Annotated in this window: 14 protein-coding genes; 10 read left to right on the forward strand and 4 right to left on the reverse strand. The window is 64.7% G+C overall.

Features of this window, described 5'->3' with window-relative positions; genetic code table 11:
• The first annotated feature begins 1 nt into the window (after position 1).
• From ACSBQT_RS11320 to rraA, 3 genes are all read left to right on the forward strand, one after another.
• Complete coding sequence (locus ACSBQT_RS11320; RefSeq protein ID WP_410710395.1) at positions 2 to 442, forward strand: hypothetical protein; 441 nt, start codon at positions 2 to 4, stop codon at positions 440 to 442.
• An 83-nt stretch (positions 443 to 525) separates the two neighbouring features.
• Complete coding sequence (locus ACSBQT_RS11325) at positions 526 to 1,548, forward strand: D-cysteine desulfhydrase (RefSeq protein ID WP_410710396.1); 1,023 nt, start codon at positions 526 to 528, stop codon at positions 1,546 to 1,548.
• Positions 1,549 to 1,586: 38 nt separating this feature from the next.
• Positions 1,587 to 2,075 carry a ribonuclease E activity regulator RraA gene (rraA, locus tag ACSBQT_RS11330; protein ID WP_410710397.1) on the forward strand — a complete coding sequence of 163 codons (489 nt, stop codon included), beginning with the start codon at positions 1,587 to 1,589 and terminating at the stop codon, positions 2,073 to 2,075.
• Here the strand turns inward: rraA and ACSBQT_RS11335 are convergent.
• A complete protein-coding gene (locus ACSBQT_RS11335) occupies positions 2,066 to 2,581 on the reverse strand; it encodes a hypothetical protein (RefSeq protein WP_410710398.1) in 516 nt (171 codons plus the stop codon). The two genes, rraA and ACSBQT_RS11335, sit on opposite strands and share 10 nt — an antisense overlap.
• A 184-nt stretch (positions 2,582 to 2,765) precedes the next feature.
• Between ACSBQT_RS11335 and ACSBQT_RS11340 the strand changes: the two genes are divergently transcribed.
• Positions 2,766 to 3,725, forward strand: a complete 960-nt coding sequence (locus tag ACSBQT_RS11340; RefSeq protein WP_410710399.1) for a VOC family protein — start codon at positions 2,766 to 2,768, stop codon at positions 3,723 to 3,725.
• 92 nt (positions 3,726 to 3,817) lie between these two features.
• Here the strand turns inward: ACSBQT_RS11340 and ACSBQT_RS11345 are convergent, their stop codons facing one another.
• The gene (locus ACSBQT_RS11345) at positions 3,818 to 5,962 is read right to left on the reverse strand and encodes a heavy metal translocating P-type ATPase (RefSeq protein WP_410710400.1); all 2,145 of its coding nucleotides are present in this window, start codon (positions 5,960 to 5,962) and stop codon (positions 3,818 to 3,820) included.
• A 214-nt stretch (positions 5,963 to 6,176) separates the two neighbouring features.
• Between ACSBQT_RS11345 and ACSBQT_RS11350 the strand changes: the two genes are divergently transcribed.
• On the forward strand, positions 6,177 to 7,238 hold the full coding sequence (locus tag ACSBQT_RS11350) for a 2,3-butanediol dehydrogenase (RefSeq protein WP_410710401.1): 1,062 nt from the start codon (positions 6,177 to 6,179) through the stop codon (positions 7,236 to 7,238).
• A gap of 30 nt (positions 7,239 to 7,268) precedes the next feature.
• Here ACSBQT_RS11350 and ACSBQT_RS11355 read toward each other — a convergent pair whose 3' ends face one another.
• Positions 7,269 to 7,982, reverse strand: a complete 714-nt coding sequence (locus ACSBQT_RS11355; RefSeq protein WP_410710402.1) for a CPBP family intramembrane glutamic endopeptidase — start codon at positions 7,980 to 7,982, stop codon at positions 7,269 to 7,271.
• A 77-nt stretch (positions 7,983 to 8,059) separates the two neighbouring features.
• Positions 8,060 to 8,854, reverse strand: a complete 795-nt coding sequence (locus ACSBQT_RS11360) for a MerR family transcriptional regulator (RefSeq protein WP_410710403.1) — start codon at positions 8,852 to 8,854, stop codon at positions 8,060 to 8,062.
• A 333-nt stretch (positions 8,855 to 9,187) separates the two neighbouring features.
• On the opposite strand from ACSBQT_RS11360, the gene ACSBQT_RS11365 reads away from it, so the two are divergent.
• From ACSBQT_RS11365 to ACSBQT_RS11385, 5 genes are all read left to right on the forward strand, one after another.
• Entirely contained in the window at positions 9,188 to 10,633 is a 1,446-nt protein-coding gene (locus tag ACSBQT_RS11365) for a GntP family permease (RefSeq protein WP_410710404.1), read from the forward strand.
• Positions 10,630 to 12,039, forward strand: a complete 1,410-nt coding sequence (locus ACSBQT_RS11370) for a four-carbon acid sugar kinase family protein (RefSeq protein WP_410710405.1) — start codon at positions 10,630 to 10,632, stop codon at positions 12,037 to 12,039. Before ACSBQT_RS11365 ends, ACSBQT_RS11370 begins: the two co-directional genes overlap by 4 nt.
• A gap of 65 nt (positions 12,040 to 12,104) precedes the next feature.
• The gene (pdxA, locus tag ACSBQT_RS11375) at positions 12,105 to 13,151 is read left to right on the forward strand and encodes a 4-hydroxythreonine-4-phosphate dehydrogenase PdxA (protein ID WP_410710406.1); all 1,047 of its coding nucleotides are present in this window, start codon (positions 12,105 to 12,107) and stop codon (positions 13,149 to 13,151) included.
• A gap of 66 nt (positions 13,152 to 13,217) precedes the next feature.
• Complete coding sequence (locus ACSBQT_RS11380; RefSeq protein WP_410710407.1) at positions 13,218 to 13,943, forward strand: DeoR/GlpR family DNA-binding transcription regulator; 726 nt, start codon at positions 13,218 to 13,220, stop codon at positions 13,941 to 13,943.
• Positions 13,944 to 14,105: 162 nt separating this feature from the next.
• On the forward strand, positions 14,106 to 15,563 hold the full coding sequence (locus tag ACSBQT_RS11385; RefSeq protein ID WP_410710408.1) for an amino acid permease: 1,458 nt from the start codon (positions 14,106 to 14,108) through the stop codon (positions 15,561 to 15,563).
• Positions 15,564 to 15,808 lie beyond the last annotated feature (245 nt).

Below are 15,808 nucleotides of genomic sequence, written 5' to 3' on the forward strand. Positions count from 1 at the left end.
CATGCCCGCCTTCATCAGCACTCGCGCCGCAAAGTGGGGCGTCGCCGCATTTGCCGGCCTCGTGTCCCTCGGTCTCGCAGTCGGTCCGGCATCGGCCTCCGCCGATTCCCCACCCGAATCCAGTGCCGCTCAGGCACCCCAGAGTTCGGGACACCCGAAGAGTGCTGTCAACTACGCGGACAGACTGATCACCGCCTACGGCATCGGTGATGCCGTGGTCGTGGATCAGCTCGCCACGAAGAACGTCGTCGCGGCCCTCGCCGAGCACAACGACGGTCACGCCAAACGCTGGCATCGCACGTCAGCCGATTCCGGCAAGGGATACACCTGGGTGTCCTACACGAACCTGGACACATATGACGTCATGAACCTTACGGTGAGAAACGCGGCCGCCGCGGGCAAGGACGGCGACGCTGTCCGAGAGGTCGAGTTCGTCGGCTGAGGGCGACCTGGTGCCGTCCCGTTGCCCGAATTCTGGTCGGCGTCTTGTCAGCAAGGCTGACCAGCTCGGTAGACTCGGGAATCATGGTCGCACTGAACGAAGTCCCACGCCGCAGCTACACCGAGGGTCAGACGCCCCTCCAACATCTGCAGCGCCTGTCCGCCGAGGTCGGCGGACCGCAGATCTGGATCAAACGCGATGACCAGCTGGGGCTGACCCAGGGCGGCAACAAGACGCGCAAGCTCGAGTTCCTCATCGCCGATGCCCTGAATCAGGGCGCGGACACGCTCATCACCGTCGGCGGAGTGCAGTCCAATCACTGTCGGCTGACCTTGTCGGCTGCACGCGTCGAAGGTCTCGACTGTCACCTCATCGTCGAAGAGGACCTCGGACCTGACGGCAGCACCCTCGGCCCAGCAGGGTCGAACCCGCCGGAGTACACGGGAAATTTCCTGCTCTTCGACCTCCTCGGCGCGGATTCGGTCACGGTGCTCGGCCACGGGGCCGACCTCCTCGGAGAGGCTGAGAATCTGGCCGAGAAGCTGCGCGGCGAGGGCAGGAAGCCTTACGTCATCCCGGTGGGCGGGTCGAATCCGATCGGTGCGCTCGGCTACGTCGACTGTGCTGTTGAGATCCTCGACCAATTCGCCGAGGCGGGGCTGGATTCGCCCACGATCGTCACGCCCAGCGGTTCGGCCGGAATGCAGGCCGGACTCATCGTCGGCCTCCACAGCGCAGGAAGCGACGACCCGGTCATCGGCATCAACGTCAGCCGGACACAGGCGGAGCAGGAACCGAAGATCGTCGACCTCGTCGATTCCACGGCGCACTTCCTCGATCTGACCCCAGTCCCTCGCGACGCCACAGTGGGACTCGGCGACTATGTCGGGACGGGATACGCTCTGCCGACCCGCGGGATGGTCGAGGCTGTGCGTCTCTTCGCCCGCACCGAGGGCATCGTCCTCGACCCGGTCTATACCGGCAAAGCAGCCGCTGGCCTCATCGACCTCATCAGATCCGGCCGTTTCTCTTCCGAGGACAAGGTCGTCTTCATCCACTCCGGCGGAGTCCCCGGACTCTACGCCCGCGCCCAGGCGTTCGCCTGAGCACCACTCAGCTCCCACCACCAACGGAAGGCACACAGATGACAGTTTCGACAGCAGACCTGTGGGACGAACGCGGCGACGAGCTCTATTCGATCGCCCTGAACTTCGGCGATTTCGGTGCCAAAACGTCGTTCTCCGGACCGGCCCGCACCATCCGCTGCTTCCAGGACAACGGACTGGTCAAGCAGACACTCAACCAGCCCGGCGACGGCGCCGTGCTCGTCATCGACGGTGACGGATCGATCGCCACCGCCCTCATGGGTGACATGATCGCCGAGGCGGGAGTCCGAAACGGCTGGAACGGTGTCGTCATCAACGGTGCCGTCCGCGACCGTGAGGCACTGGCCGAGATGGAGTTCGGGATCAAGGCTCTGGCCAGCAACCCGCGCAAGAGCGCGAAGGACGGTGCCGGTGAGATCGACGTGACCGTGGAGATCGGCGGCGCGCCGATCCGCCCGGGAGCGATGATCTTCGCCGATGCCGACGGTGTCGCCGTCGAGAAGCAGGCGGCAGAGACTCAGCGGTGAATGGTGTCGAAGCTCTGTTCGGCGGAGTCCCAGATGTCGGCAACATCGATCTGACCATCAGCGGTGAGCTGCTCGACAGTCGACCGGTCGTAGAGGTACGCCCACTCCCCTGCCGACACGACCCCGGTGACCACGAGGATGTCATAGTCGAAGCCCGCCCGTGACGTCGCCTGGACGATGAACGCCGTGGCTTCCAAGTCCTTGACTTTGTCCTCGGTCGAGGCGAAGTGGACATGGAGGCGTTCGGGTTCGGTCTCCTGGTTGAAGTCGGGGTTCGTCTCAGATTCGAGACTCACCTCGACCCCGTCCAAGGACTGCCCCACATAATCCGAGAGCTCGTCGAGGGAATCGAAACCCTGCTCTACGACATCCAGTGTCGCCGTCGGCGTCATTTCGGGATCCGATGTTGAGCCGGAATCGGAGCCACAGCCGCTGAGACTGATGAGTGCTGCGGTCAGGAGCCCAGCGATGGTGAGAGCAGGGGCGGACTTCGATTCGAACCTCATGGCACCAGCCTATCGGCGGGCGCGTGCTGGTACCGCATCGCCTCGATTGCATAGATCGCGGTGCTCAAGAGGGATCCGAGTCGCCTCGGCGCCGATCGGGAACAGATTCCTCGTTCTGTTAGTTGAATCTTAAACTAAATTGATCTACACTCGAGACAACAGCCGATCCGTTCAGGAGAACAGCATGACCACCACACCCACCCAGGCACCGACCTCCACCGACCTGCAGACTCCCGCCGTCGATGAGAGGCGACTGAGCGCGGCAACCGGAATGGACGCCGTGACCCTGCGCGTCGGCGATCTCGAGAAGATGTCGAACTACTACTCGAACGCCCTCGCCATGAAGCCCCTCGAGGAGACCTCTCGCGACGGCGAGGTCCACCGCGTGCTCGGTCGCGGCACCACCCCCCTGGTCAAACTCGTGGCTGCCCCGAACCTGCCCGGCGTCGACCCCAAGCAGGCCGGGCTCTTCCATACCGCGTTCCTGTTCGACACCAAGGAAGCTCTGGCAGCCACGGTCGCCCACGCCGCGCAGAACACCAACAGCACCTTCGTCGGCTCCAGCGATCACCTGGTCAGCCAGGCCTTCTACTTCACCGATCCCGAAGGCAACGGCATCGAGCTCTACATTGACCGAGCCCGTTCGGAATGGACTCACTCACTCGACGGTGAGGTCCAGATGGACACGCTCTACCTCGATCCGAACCGCTTCCTCGAACGCCACCTCAACCAGGACGTCCTCGCGAACACCGCCACCGAGCCCGGAATCGTCGGCCACGTCCACCTGCAGGTCGGCAACATTCCGCAGGCCCGTGAATTCTACGTCGATGCCCTCGGCTTCGAGCCGTCGCTGTCGTCGATGCCCGGTGTCCTCTTCGCTGCGGCCGGCGGATACCACCACCACGTGGCCATGAACACCTGGAACAGCCGCGGTGCCGGTCCGCGGGCGGCCAGCCTCGGTCTCGGGGACGTGGCGATCACCGTTCCCGGCCGCGAGGATCTCGATGCCCTGGTCGCGCGTCTGCGTGCGCACAGCCTCGATTTCGCCGATGACGGACGTTCGGTGCGAGTCGTCGACCCGTGGGGCACGCAGGTCACTCTGGCCACCGGGACCAGCTCCATCGACGAGACGCTGGCGCGCTGACACTCCGCCGGTGCGATTAGCTCCACCGGTCAGAACACGCTGAGGCGGGTGATGCTCATCGGCATCACCCGCCTCAGTTGCCTCCGCTGAGATCAGCTCTTGGAATGCACTCGCTCGACAGCCGCCTGCGGATGCAGGTCGAGTCGGCGCAGCAGCTGAGCGTTGAGGGCGACGACGATCGTCGAGATCGACATCAGGATCGCGCCCACGCTCATCGGCAGGACGAACCCGATGGGAGCGAGGATTCCTGCCGCCAACGGCACCGACAGCAGGTTGTATCCGGCCGCCCACCACAGGTTCTGCTTCATCTTCCGGTAAGTCGCGCGAGAAAGCTCGACGATGGAGAGTACTGAACGCGGATCGTCGGAGGCGAGGATGACTCCGGCAGAGCCGATGGCCACATCGGTTCCGGCCCCGATGGCGATGCCGACATCGGCCTGCGCCAAAGCAGGCGCATCGTTGACGCCATCACCGACCATCGCCACACGGCGACCCTCCCCCTGCAGCTCGGAGACCTTCGCCGCCTTGTCAGCGGGATGGACACCTGCGTAGACACGGTCGATGCCGAGCTCGGAGGCAACCGACTGCGCGACCGCCTCGGCGTCTCCGGTGATCATCACGACCTGCGCGCCGATGGCGTGGAGGGCATCGACGGCATCGCGCGATTCCGGCCGAATTTCGTCGGCCAACCGCAGTGCACCCACAACGGCTCCGTCGACGAGCACATGGAGGATGATGGCGCCTTCGGCTCTCCAGGCCCCCGCGGCCTTCGCCTCGGGGGCATTGTGCGCTTCGAGGAGCCTGGGCCCACCGACCTCGACCGTTTCGCCAGCGATGACGGCTCTGACACCGACCGCGGGTGATGAGGAGAAGTCGGACGCTGTCGGCACGTCGATCCTTCGCGCAGCGGCTGCCTTGACGATGGCGGTGGCCAATGGGTGTTCGCTGTCGGCTTCGGCCGCGGCGGCCAGACCGAGCAATTCATCCTCGGTCCGCGCGGTCCCAGCGCTCGGTACAGCCTCGATGCCGGTGACCGTCGGCTCACCTTTCGTCAGGGTGCCGGTCTTGTCGAAGAGCACGGAATCGACCGTGCGCATCGTCTCGAGTGCGAGCCGGTCCTTGACGAGGACACCGGCACGGGCCGCGCGCTCGGTGGCGATGGACACGACCAGAGGAATGGCCAGGCCCAGGGCGTGGGGACAGGCGATGACGAGCACGGTGATCGTGCGCACGACCGCCGAGTCCGGCATACCGATGAGCGACCAGACGACCGCGGTGATCACGGCAGCGCCGAGAGCGAACCAGAACAGCCAAGCCGAAGCCTTGTCGGCGATGCGCTGAGCACGCGACGAAGAGTTCTGAGCGTCGGAGACCAGCTTCTGGATTCCCGCCAGCGTGGTGTCATCACCGATCGCGGTGATCTCGACCCGGAGTCCGGAATCCGTGGCGACGGTGCCTGCCACGACGGGTTCGCCTTCGCCTCGTCGGACCGTGGCGGACTCTCCGGTGACCATGGATTCGTCCATATGGGCCGAACCGTCGATGATCCGACCGTCGGCGGGAACCGAGGAGCCGGGACGGACGAGGACGATGTCACCGACGACAAGCTCGCCCGGCGCGATGCTCACCGTCTCCCCATCGACGATCTTCTCCGCTTCATCGGGCAGCAGTGCGGCGAGGCTGTCCAGCGCCGAGGTGGTCTGTGCCAGAGAGCGCATCTCCATCCAGTGACCGGCGAGCATGATCACGACCAGCAGAGCCAGCTCCCACCAGAAGTCGAGCTGCGGATCGAGCAGACCCAACGACGAGCCCCAGGAGGAGATGAAGGCGACCGTGATAGCCAAGGCGATGAGCAGCATCATTCCTGGGCTGCGCCCCTTGATCTCGTCGAGGCCGCCGGTCAGGAAGGGTTTGCCGCCCCAGACGTACATGACGGTGCCGAGGATCGGCGCGAGCCATCGGAGTGCACCGAGGATGCCGGTTTCTGGAATCTCATAGCCGACGAGGTGGCCGAACATCGGGCTGAATGCGACGACGGGCACAGCGATGACGAGCATGATCCAGAACAGGCGGCGGAACTGCGCGACGTGATCGCCATGACCCGCATGCCCTTCGTGCCCGCCGTGGCCTTCGTGGCCTTCGTGGCCACCGTGGCCGCCCTGCCCCGGGTGGCCCCCGTGACCGGAGTGCTCGCCATGTCCGTCGTGGTCATGCTGAACGTGATCGGTATGGTCCATGGCCTCAACATGCCCGGAATGCCCCGCTTCATCGGGCCGCATATGCTGATGATTCTGCTGGTTGTCCATAACTCGAACATATACCCCCTTGGGGTATAAATCAACGGTGATTCCCTTCACGTGCAATCCCATGCAACCCTGGCTCTCATGGCGCAAGGGCTCTAGCCTCGAAGAACGCCGAACGGCTCATATAGGCCTCATGAAAGGACTCAGCATGAGAGCAGCACGGTTCCACGCACGCAAAGACATCCGGATCGACGATATTCCAGAGCCCGAACTGCTGCCGGGCACGGTCGCCATCGACGTGGCATGGTGCGGGATCTGCGGAACCGACCTCCACGAATACCTCGAAGGGCCGATCTTCGTCCCACCGTCGGGCCACCCTCACCCGATCTCCGGCGAATCCGCGCCGGTGACTATGGGACATGAGTTCTCCGGCACGATCACCGAACTCGGTGACGGAGTCAGCGATCTGGAGGTCGGCCAGAACGTCGTCGTCGAGCCCTACATCATTGCCGACGACGTCGACACCGGCCCCGGCCAGAGCTATCAGCTGTCAAAGGATATGAATTTCATCGGCCTCGGCGGCCGCGGTGGCGGGCTGGCGGAGAAGATCGTCGTCCAGCGTCGCTGGGTGCACCCCATCGGCGACATTCCGCTCGATCAAGCTGCACTGATCGAACCGCTGTCAGTCGCGCACCATGCAGTTGTGCGATCTGAAGCTGGAGCCGGCCAGATCGCCGTTGTCGGCGGCGCAGGTCCGATCGGCCTCCTCACTGCAGCCGTCCTCAAAGCCAAGGGGCTGACCGTCTACATTTCCGAAGTCTCTGAGGCGCGGAAGGAAATGGCCCTGTCGACAGGAGTTGCCGACGAGGTTTTCGACCCGCGTGAATCCGACGTCGCAAGTACCGTCCGCGAGCGCACGGGTGGGCGAGGAGCCGACGTGGGATTCGAATGCTCCTCCGTCCCCGTAGTGCTTGACATGCTTATCGACGCCGTCCGACCCGGCGGCGTCATCGTCAACGTCTCCATCTGGGGACATAAGCCCGAAGTCGACATGCCGAAGCTTGTCCTCAAAGAGATCGACCTCAGGGGGACGATCGGCTACTCCGGTGACCATCCCGAGACGATCAGACTCGCCTCCAGCGGAACCATCGATCTTTCGGCATTCATCACCGCACGCATCGGCCTTGATGAGCTCATCTCTGGCGGCTTCGACGAACTCATCAACAACAACGAGCAGCACGTGAAGATCATCGTCGACCCGCGTGGCTGAGCACACGACGAGAAGCACTCCAGCCCTCCGTCAGCCCAGGGAAACGGCAAGAACCACGGGGACGAATGCCGCGCAGGCATTGTTGAAGGCATGGGAGACGACTCCCGGCCAGACCGATCCGGTCCTGTGGAACAGAATTCCGTTGATGACTCCGACGATGAACGCAACGGGAAGGACGGGGTTGATTCCGTGAGCGAGAGCGAAGATCGCTGCGCTGACGACGATGCCGATCCACGGCCCGAACCGCAGCAGCCCCGATGTGAGCACACCGCGGAAGAAGAGCTCTTCGCCGAGTGGGGTAAGTATTGACCCCATGATCACCGTGCCGATGACCGCGAGCACTCCACCGGCGGCGGCAGCCTGATAGTCGCCCTGCACGTTCTCGATTCCCCCGTTGATCGAGTAGGTGATCAGCGAGACGATCGCGCCGAGGATCCAGCAGACCACGCCGAGTCCGGCTCCGAGGAGAAGCGACTTCCAGGACGCTTTCTGCAGCCCGAAGGCGGCGAGTCCGCGGCGCTTGATCGCAAAGGCGGCGGCGAATGCGGCCAGTCCCATGATCCCGGACAGCGCAAGCTGAATGACGCCGCCCAGCTCGGAGAGATCATCGGGGATCATCTTGAGGATGAGGAAGACCACACCGAATGCGAACACATAGGCGATGAGTCCGACGATCATCTCGGACCAGCCGGGGCGGTTGGCCCGGTTGGGCGATTGAACTGAGGTGTCGATCTGGAGTTGCATGACTCGGTCCTTCCGTAGTGCTCCGAACTGCTTGACACCCCCAGCAGAAACTGTGCCCTAAGGGCAGGGTCAAGGGTTCAGTCAGAACTTTCTTCGGACTCGGCCGGTGCTCGAACCTCGCCCGCCGTCCCATTGATCTCCTCAACCTGCACCAGCACGTCGATCTGAGCGGGATTGCAGAGCCGGACCATGGCCTCACCGATCGTCTGCTGCATCCGCCTGCGCTTCCGACGCGGAACGTCGTCGAGGAGATCCGCCCATCCGTACTTCTCGCCGATGGCCTTGACCTGCGGAGCATAGCGCAGAGCCAGCTCCCTGCGCGCTTGTTCGTCCGCATCCGCGGGGAGGAGCTGAAATTCTCGAGATGCCTCGGTCGAATTCACTTCGGCGAGCATCGCTCTCAGCGAGGCGATCGATTTCTCGTCGAGGACTTGGGAGTAGACGAGCAGCAGCCCCCGATCCGCCTCGGTGAGAGCGCCTCTGACGGCACCGAATCCGCTCGGAAGGTCCACGGCGATGCCGTGCTCGAGTATGGCGGCGATATCGTCGCGCATCTGCTGTCGGCGAGCGATGTCTGCGGCCAACTCCTCGTCTAGCGCCACCAGGGTCGAATGCATCGGTTCCACGGCCGCGCCCTGCTCGCCGGCCCGCTCCGTCGGTCCGGAGCCATCGATGTCCAACGCCGGATCGAAGTCACGGATCTGGTTGAGCGAGAAGCCGAGTTCGCTCAGCCGCCTGATCTGCAGCAGCCGCACAAGGTGCTCGGCACGGTACTGCTTGTAGCCGTTCGCCGCGCGTTCCGGCTCGGCCAGCAGTCCGCGACCGTGGTAATGCCTCACCGTCTTGACCGTCGTACCGGCCAGATCCGCCAATTCACGAGTACTCCATGCCAACTGCGACGGCCTCCTCCCGGCTATCCGACTGCGCGGAGTTCGAGCGGTTCGCTGCCAGAGCCGCGCGACGAAGTCTTCGCGCCTTCGTGACGAAGCCTATCCGGACCGTGCTCCTCAGTGCATTCACCGAGCCAGGAGGAACACGCCCACACACTCAACATTGCATGTATGCGCATCTATGACACATACTTGCTCATACTGTTCAACTTCGATGCTGATCGCCGACTGCCTTGCGGGCATCGCACGTCAGCTCGAAGCCATTGAGAACCACACACCCTGGCTCCCTGAGCCGGCCTCACTGCGGAGGACCATATGGACCTGCAACTCATCCTGGCGCTGATCGCCGGAATCGCGACGATCGTCGTCATCGTGCTCGCGACCCGGCTCGACGCCTTCATCGCTCTGCTCCTGGCAGCCGTCGTCACCGGCATCGTCGCCGGTCAGGACCTGCTCTCCATCATCGACTCCATCACCACGGGCTTCGGTGACACCCTGGCCAGCATCGGCATCGTCATCGGTCTCGGTGTCGGCATCGGCAAGATCCTTGAAGTCTCCGGCGCCGCCGACTCATTGGCTCGAGCCTTCCTGCGCGCTTTCGGCAAGGGCCGGGAGCCCTGGGCGATGGGCACCGTCGGCTCCCTCGTCTCCATCCCGGTCTTCTGCGACTCCGGATACGTCATCATGAACCCGCTGGCCCGCTCGATCGCCCGCGTGAAGAAGGGCGGCTATGTCACCCTCGCCCTGGCTCTCGGCTGCGGAATGACGCTGACGCACCACATGGTGCCGCCGACGCCCGGCCCACTTGCGGCCACCGGCATCCTCGGTGCCGATATCGGCGCCGTCATCCTCGCCGGTATCGTCTTCACCGTCATCCTTCTGCCCGTGGTCGTCATCTACGCCCGCTGGATCGGGCCGAAACTCGAACCTGTCCTCAATGCCCAGGTCAAGCATGATGTCTACACCGAGGCGGTCGTCGACACAGCATCCGGATCCGCTGGCGGCAGCGTCCTCACCGCCGAAGGCGGAGACTCCGCCGGCACCGATTCCACCCCGAGCACCGGTAAGAAGCCCGGCGCCTTCCTCGGTTTCCTGCCCCTCATCGTCCCGCTGCTGCTCATCGTCGCCAACACCGTGAGCACGGCGATCGACAAGAACGCTCAGGGAGAACTTGCCGGAGATGCCTACGAGCCCTCCGCTTGGGTCGCGCCTCTGGCCTTCCTCGGCAACCCCGTCGTCGCTCTGATCATCGGCCTCGTCCTCGCCGTCTACACGCTTCTGCCCCGCGTGACCCCACGCAATCAGGTTCAGAGCTGGCTGGCCGACGGCGCCGCCTCGGCAGGACTCATCCTGCTCATCACCGGCGCCGGCGGCAGCTTCGGTCTGGTGCTGCGCGAATCGGGCGTCGGTGACGCCCTCGCCGAGGCGATCGCCTCGATCAGCCTGCCGGCCCTCCTCGTCCCGTTCCTCATCGCCTCGCTCGTGCGTCTGGCTCAGGGATCGGGCACGGTCGCGATGATCACCGCTGCCTCGGTGACGGCTCCGCTCATCGCCCCGCTGGGGCTCGACCCGCTCGTGGCCGTGATGGCCTGCACCGCCGGTTCGATGGTCTTCTCCTACTTCAACGACTCCTACTTCTGGGTCGTCACCCGGTTCACCGGCCTCGACGGAATCAACGCCATCAAGGGCTGGTCGGGAATCACCACCGCCGTGTGGATCTGTTCCCTTCCGCTGCTGTTCGTGCTCGACTTGGTCGTATGAGCGCCTCCCACATGTCCGGTTCCGAAACGACCGCAGCCGCCGCCTCGACGCCGGCGAGCCCGCGCATCCTCATCGTCGCCGACGACCTCACCGGCGGAAATGCGTGCGGAGCTCTGTTCGCCGAGGCGGGGCTGCGGCCGATCACCGTCACCGATACCAGCCCGGCTGGCGGCGTCGACCTCAGCGGCTTGCTCGATGACTTCGACGCGGTCGTGGTCAACACCGACTCCCGGCACCTGCCCGCACAGCAGGCAAGTGAGCTCTACACCGCACTCATCGAATCCGCCGGGACCGTCGACCTCGTGGCATGCCGAATCGACACCACCCTGCGCGGCAATGTCGGACCGGCAGCGGCCGCCGCCATTTCGGCGCGCAGACGGTCTCTCGCCGCGACCGACGGTCCCCAGCATCGCGTACTCGGCCTGTGCGTGCCGGCGTTCCCTGCCGCCGGCAGAACCACCGTACAGGGGCGACAGCTGCTGGGCGGCCGACTGCTCGAACACACCGAGCTCGCCCATGACGTCCGCTCCCCCATGCGCACCTCCGTCATCGAGGACATCCTCGCCGCCGGCACGGAACTCACCAGCCGCCTCATCGATATCGCCACGGTGCTGGCCGGCCGTGACGCCATCCGCACCGCCGTACTCGACGCCATCGGAGAAGGGACCGACGTGCTCATCGCCGATGCCCTGACCACCGACCACATCGACCTCGTCGGGTCCGTCATCGCCGAGATCAGCAACGAACTCGCCGAGGCGGCTTCCCCCGACATCCGTGACCGGGCAGGTCTGGCCGACGGAGAGCGGTTGGACTGGGTGACCATCGACCCCGGACCGGGCAGCCTCGCCCTGGCTCGGTCTCGGCTGCCGACTCGCGCCGACGGCATTCTGCTCGGCATTTCGGGATCGGCCACTGAGGTCACCCGTGCACAGCTCGCAGCAGTGGCCGAAGACCCCACGATCACGGTCCTGCGCGCACCTTTGGACGATGCGGGACTGCCCGATGTCGAGGCCACACTCGGCCTCATCGATCGGACCGCCTCGGCGCGGGCGATCATCATCGCCACCGTCCTCGAGACCAGCGACCTGCGCGACCTCACCGATGCTGAATCCGAAGAGACGACACGGCGCCTGGCAGTGATCGCCTCGGCGATCATGTCCGCCATCCCGGTCTCCGGCCTCTACACCACCGGCGGGGACGTCACCGCCACGGTGATGCGCGAGCTCGGTGCGATGGGGATGGAGATCGACAAGGAGATCGTGCCTCTGGCCGTGGGCGGTCGCCTCGTCGGCGGAAGCGCTGACGGACTGCCGATCGTCACGAAAGGCGGGCTCATCGGCGACACCGGCACCGCCGTCGACTGCCTCGAATTCCTGTCGACGACTACTCGCGTCAGGCGAGACTGAATCGTGCACGACGACCCCACCACCCCACCCACCGACATCCATCCTAACCATCTGAGGAGACAGAAATGACAGCACCAGCACTCGCCGTGACCGTGGGTGACCCGGTCGGAATCGGACCGGAGATCACCGCCACGGTGCTTGCGGAGTTCGCCGGCAGAGACGACCAGCACGGAATCGCTGTGGCGGATCTGGCCGTGATGAAACGGGCCGTCGACGTCCTCGGACTCGACGTCGAACTGCGCTCCATCTCCGACTGGTCGACCCCGTCGGCGGGTGAAGGCGTCATCGACGTCTTCGATATCGGCGTTCTCGGGGATGACCTTCCCGACTGGGGAGTCGTCGATGCCCGCGCCGGCAAGGCTTCGGTGGCCGCGATCGAGCTCGCCACCAAGGCGGCCATGGATCAGCAGATCGCCGGCATCGTCACCGGCCCCATCAACAAGGAAGCCGTATGGAAGTCCGGTTCGCAGCACCTCGGGCACACCGAAATGCTCGGTGAGCTGACCGGAGTGACGAAGCAGGACACGATGTTCGTCGTGGAGAACACGAAGGTCCCCGACCACAAACTCCAGATCTTCTTCGCCACCCGCCACATGTCCCTGCGCAAGGCTCTCGACGCCCTGACCGTGGACACACAGATCGACTCCATCGAACGCGCCCACCGTGCCCTCCAGCTCTACGGCGTCGCCTCGCCGAGACTGGCCGTCGCCGCGCTCAACCCCCACGGTGGCGAGAACGGTGCCTTCGGCGACGAGGAGATCGAGATCCTCCGCCCGGCCGTGGAGAAGGTCAATGCGGGTGGCGCCTTCGAAGTCGCCGGACCGATCCCGGCGGATTCTGTCTTCCACCAAGGGCTGACCGGCCGCTATGACGGAATCCTCTCGCAGTACCACGATCAGGGGCACATCGCATCGAAGACCTTCGACTTCGACGGCACCATCTCGGTCACCGTCGGACTGCCGATCCTGCGCACGTCCGTCGATCACGGAACCGCCTTCGACATCGCCGGTCAGGGAATCGCCGATGCGGGCACCATGCGCTCGGCCTACCGCGCGGCCATCGGCTACGCTCCGTTCGTCGACGGCATCCGCGCGGAGTACCTGCCGCAGTAGGCTGAGTCGTATCTCCGGCCGCGGCGTCGCTGCGGCCGGATCACTGCCGAAGGAGAGGGAGAACAGATGGCGATCCGCTCGGGGACCCAGCGCCGCCGCGAAGCCATTCTCGGCCTGCTCAAAACTGGTTCGTGGAGCATCCCTCGCCTGGCCGAGGAACTCGAGACCTCGGAATCGACGATCCGCCGCGACCTGCGTGAGTTGGCCGCCGACGGCGAGATCATCCGCACCATCGGCGGAGCCACAGCCGCCGGCTATGTCGAACCGCCTTTGGGCGAGCGGATGGAGCAGCAGGCGGAGGCGAAGGACATGATCGCCGCACGAGCGCTCGAACGACTCGACGACGCCCGAGTGCGCACCGTCTTCCTCGACGCCGGTTCGACGACCGTGCGTTTGGCCGAGCGGATCAGGGACCGCAAAGAGCTCACCGTGTTCACTCGCGGACTCGAGATCGCGCTGGCTCTGGCTCACCCCGCCGGCCCCACAGTGATCATGGTCGGCGGCGAAGTCTCGACACTGTCGCACGGCACCACCGGCGCGCTGTCCGATCATGCGCTGTCGCGCATCCATGTCGACATCGCATTCCTCGGCGCCGATGCCGTGGATCCGGCACGGGGCCTCGGCGAACCGAGTCTCGACGAAGCGCGGACGAAAGAGCTCATCGCCGAGCGTGCCGGAGCAGTCGTCGTCCTCGCCGACAGTTCGAAATCCGGTCGCGATGTCGCCGCCTGGGCACCGATGCCGCCCGGCTGGACGTGGATCGACGAGCACGCGTCCCACCGGCACGATTGACAATACTGCGCTGACGACTCCATTCGCCGACCACCGTGTGATCGACGACATCTGATTCTCGCGACTTCTGTGTAGAATCCCGGAGGCAGTTTCAACAGTGACTGCCTGGAGGCTCGGCATTCGTGCGAAATCCGAGCCCTGGTCTCACAAGGAGAAAGCTCTATGAGCGAACCCCACAACTCGGGTGCTGACACTGACAACGCCGCTGGGGGCGGCAAGCTGCGCAACCGGCACATCACCATGATCACGCTCGGCGGCATCATCGGTGCAAGCCTCTTCGTCGGATCCGGAAACGTCATCCGCTCGACGGGACCGGCTGCCATCCTCTCCTATCTCATCGGCGGACTTCTCGTCTTCCTCGCCATGCGGATGCTCGGTGAGATGTCGGCACGACGACCTGCCGTCGGCTCCTTCATGGAGTACGCGAACGAGTCCTTGGGCGGATGGGCCGCCTACCTCGTCGGCTGGCTGTATTGGTACTTCTGGGTCGGCGTCATCGCTTACGAAGCGGTCGTCGGCGGCGGAATCATGTCAGGCTGGTTCCCCGCGATTCCCACCTGGCTCTGGTCCCTCCTCCTCGTCATCGTCTTCATCGGCACGAACGTCCTCTCGGTCCGCGTCTTCGGTGAGGTCGAGTTCTGGCTCGCGAGCATCAAGGTCATCACGATCGTCGTCTTCCTCATCGTCGGTGCACTCTTCGTGCTCGGCGCCTGGCCCAACGCGACGAACTCCGTATCCAACCTGTGGGACCACGGCGGTTTCATGCCCATGGGCTTCAGCGCCGTGATGATCGGCGTGGCCACCGTCATCTTCAGCTACTTCGGCACCGAGATCGCCGTCATGGCATCGGCCGAGTCAGTCGATCCGGCTCGCGGCATCAACCAGGCCACCCGGACCGTCATCTGGCGGATCATGCTGTTCTTCGTCGGCGGCGTGCTCATCATCGTCACCGCGGTTCCCTGGGATGAGCTGCCCGATCCCGATACGATCGCTCCGTTCGCTCATGTCTACGGTCTCTTCGGTCTGCCAGGTGCCTCGGCGATCATGACAATCGTCCTGTTCACCGCTGTCATCTCGGTGCTCAACTCCGGCCTCTATTCGGCCTCCCGCATGTTCGCCTCCCTGGCCGACAAAGGGTATGCGCCGGCGCTCATCCGCAAGCGCTCGAAGACGAACGTCCCGGTGGCAGCTCTCATCGCTTCGAGCCTCGGTGCGCTGGCGGCCGTTGTCGCCAACTTCACCGTCCCGGCGTCGGGGATCTTCGACTTCATCATGAACTCCGGCGGTCTCGTAGCCCTCTTCGTCTATGTCTTCATTGCCCTCGCCCAGTGGCGCATGCGACTCAAACTCAGCCCGGCCGAGCGAGAAGCTCTGACCTTGAAATCGTGGCTGACGCCGATCCTCAACATCTTCCTCATCATCGTCGTCATCGGCGTCGTCATCATCATGCTCCTCAGCGAGGACGGCCGGGCACAGGTGTGGACGAGCCTAGTCGCCACTGCGGTGCTCTTCGCCGTGTGGCCGCTCGTCAAGCGTCGCCTCAACGCTCGCGGGATCGATACGTCTCCGGCGATGGATCAGCGTGCAGCAGCCGCGGTAGAGGAATCTGCGGCCTCCTGATCCAGCACCGCAGTTCGGACATCTGAGCCATTCGGCCTGAGTCGATTGAGTGAAGGGACCGTGCATATGCGCGTTCCCTCCACTCATTCATCTGATCTCGACGTTTTCGATCCGATCTACGGCGCTCGGCGCAAAAATGAGGGTATCGTCCACCGGATGAGCCGGCGCAGGTGCCGTCGGCCGTCGGCTATGGGCACCGGCATCGGCGGAGGTGGGAACTGCCATGCGGATGAGATCGGTCGCCT

This window comes from Brevibacterium sp. H602 (assembly GCF_051172395.1).
In the GTDB taxonomy this organism is placed as follows: domain Bacteria; phylum Actinomycetota; class Actinomycetes; order Actinomycetales; family Brevibacteriaceae; genus Brevibacterium.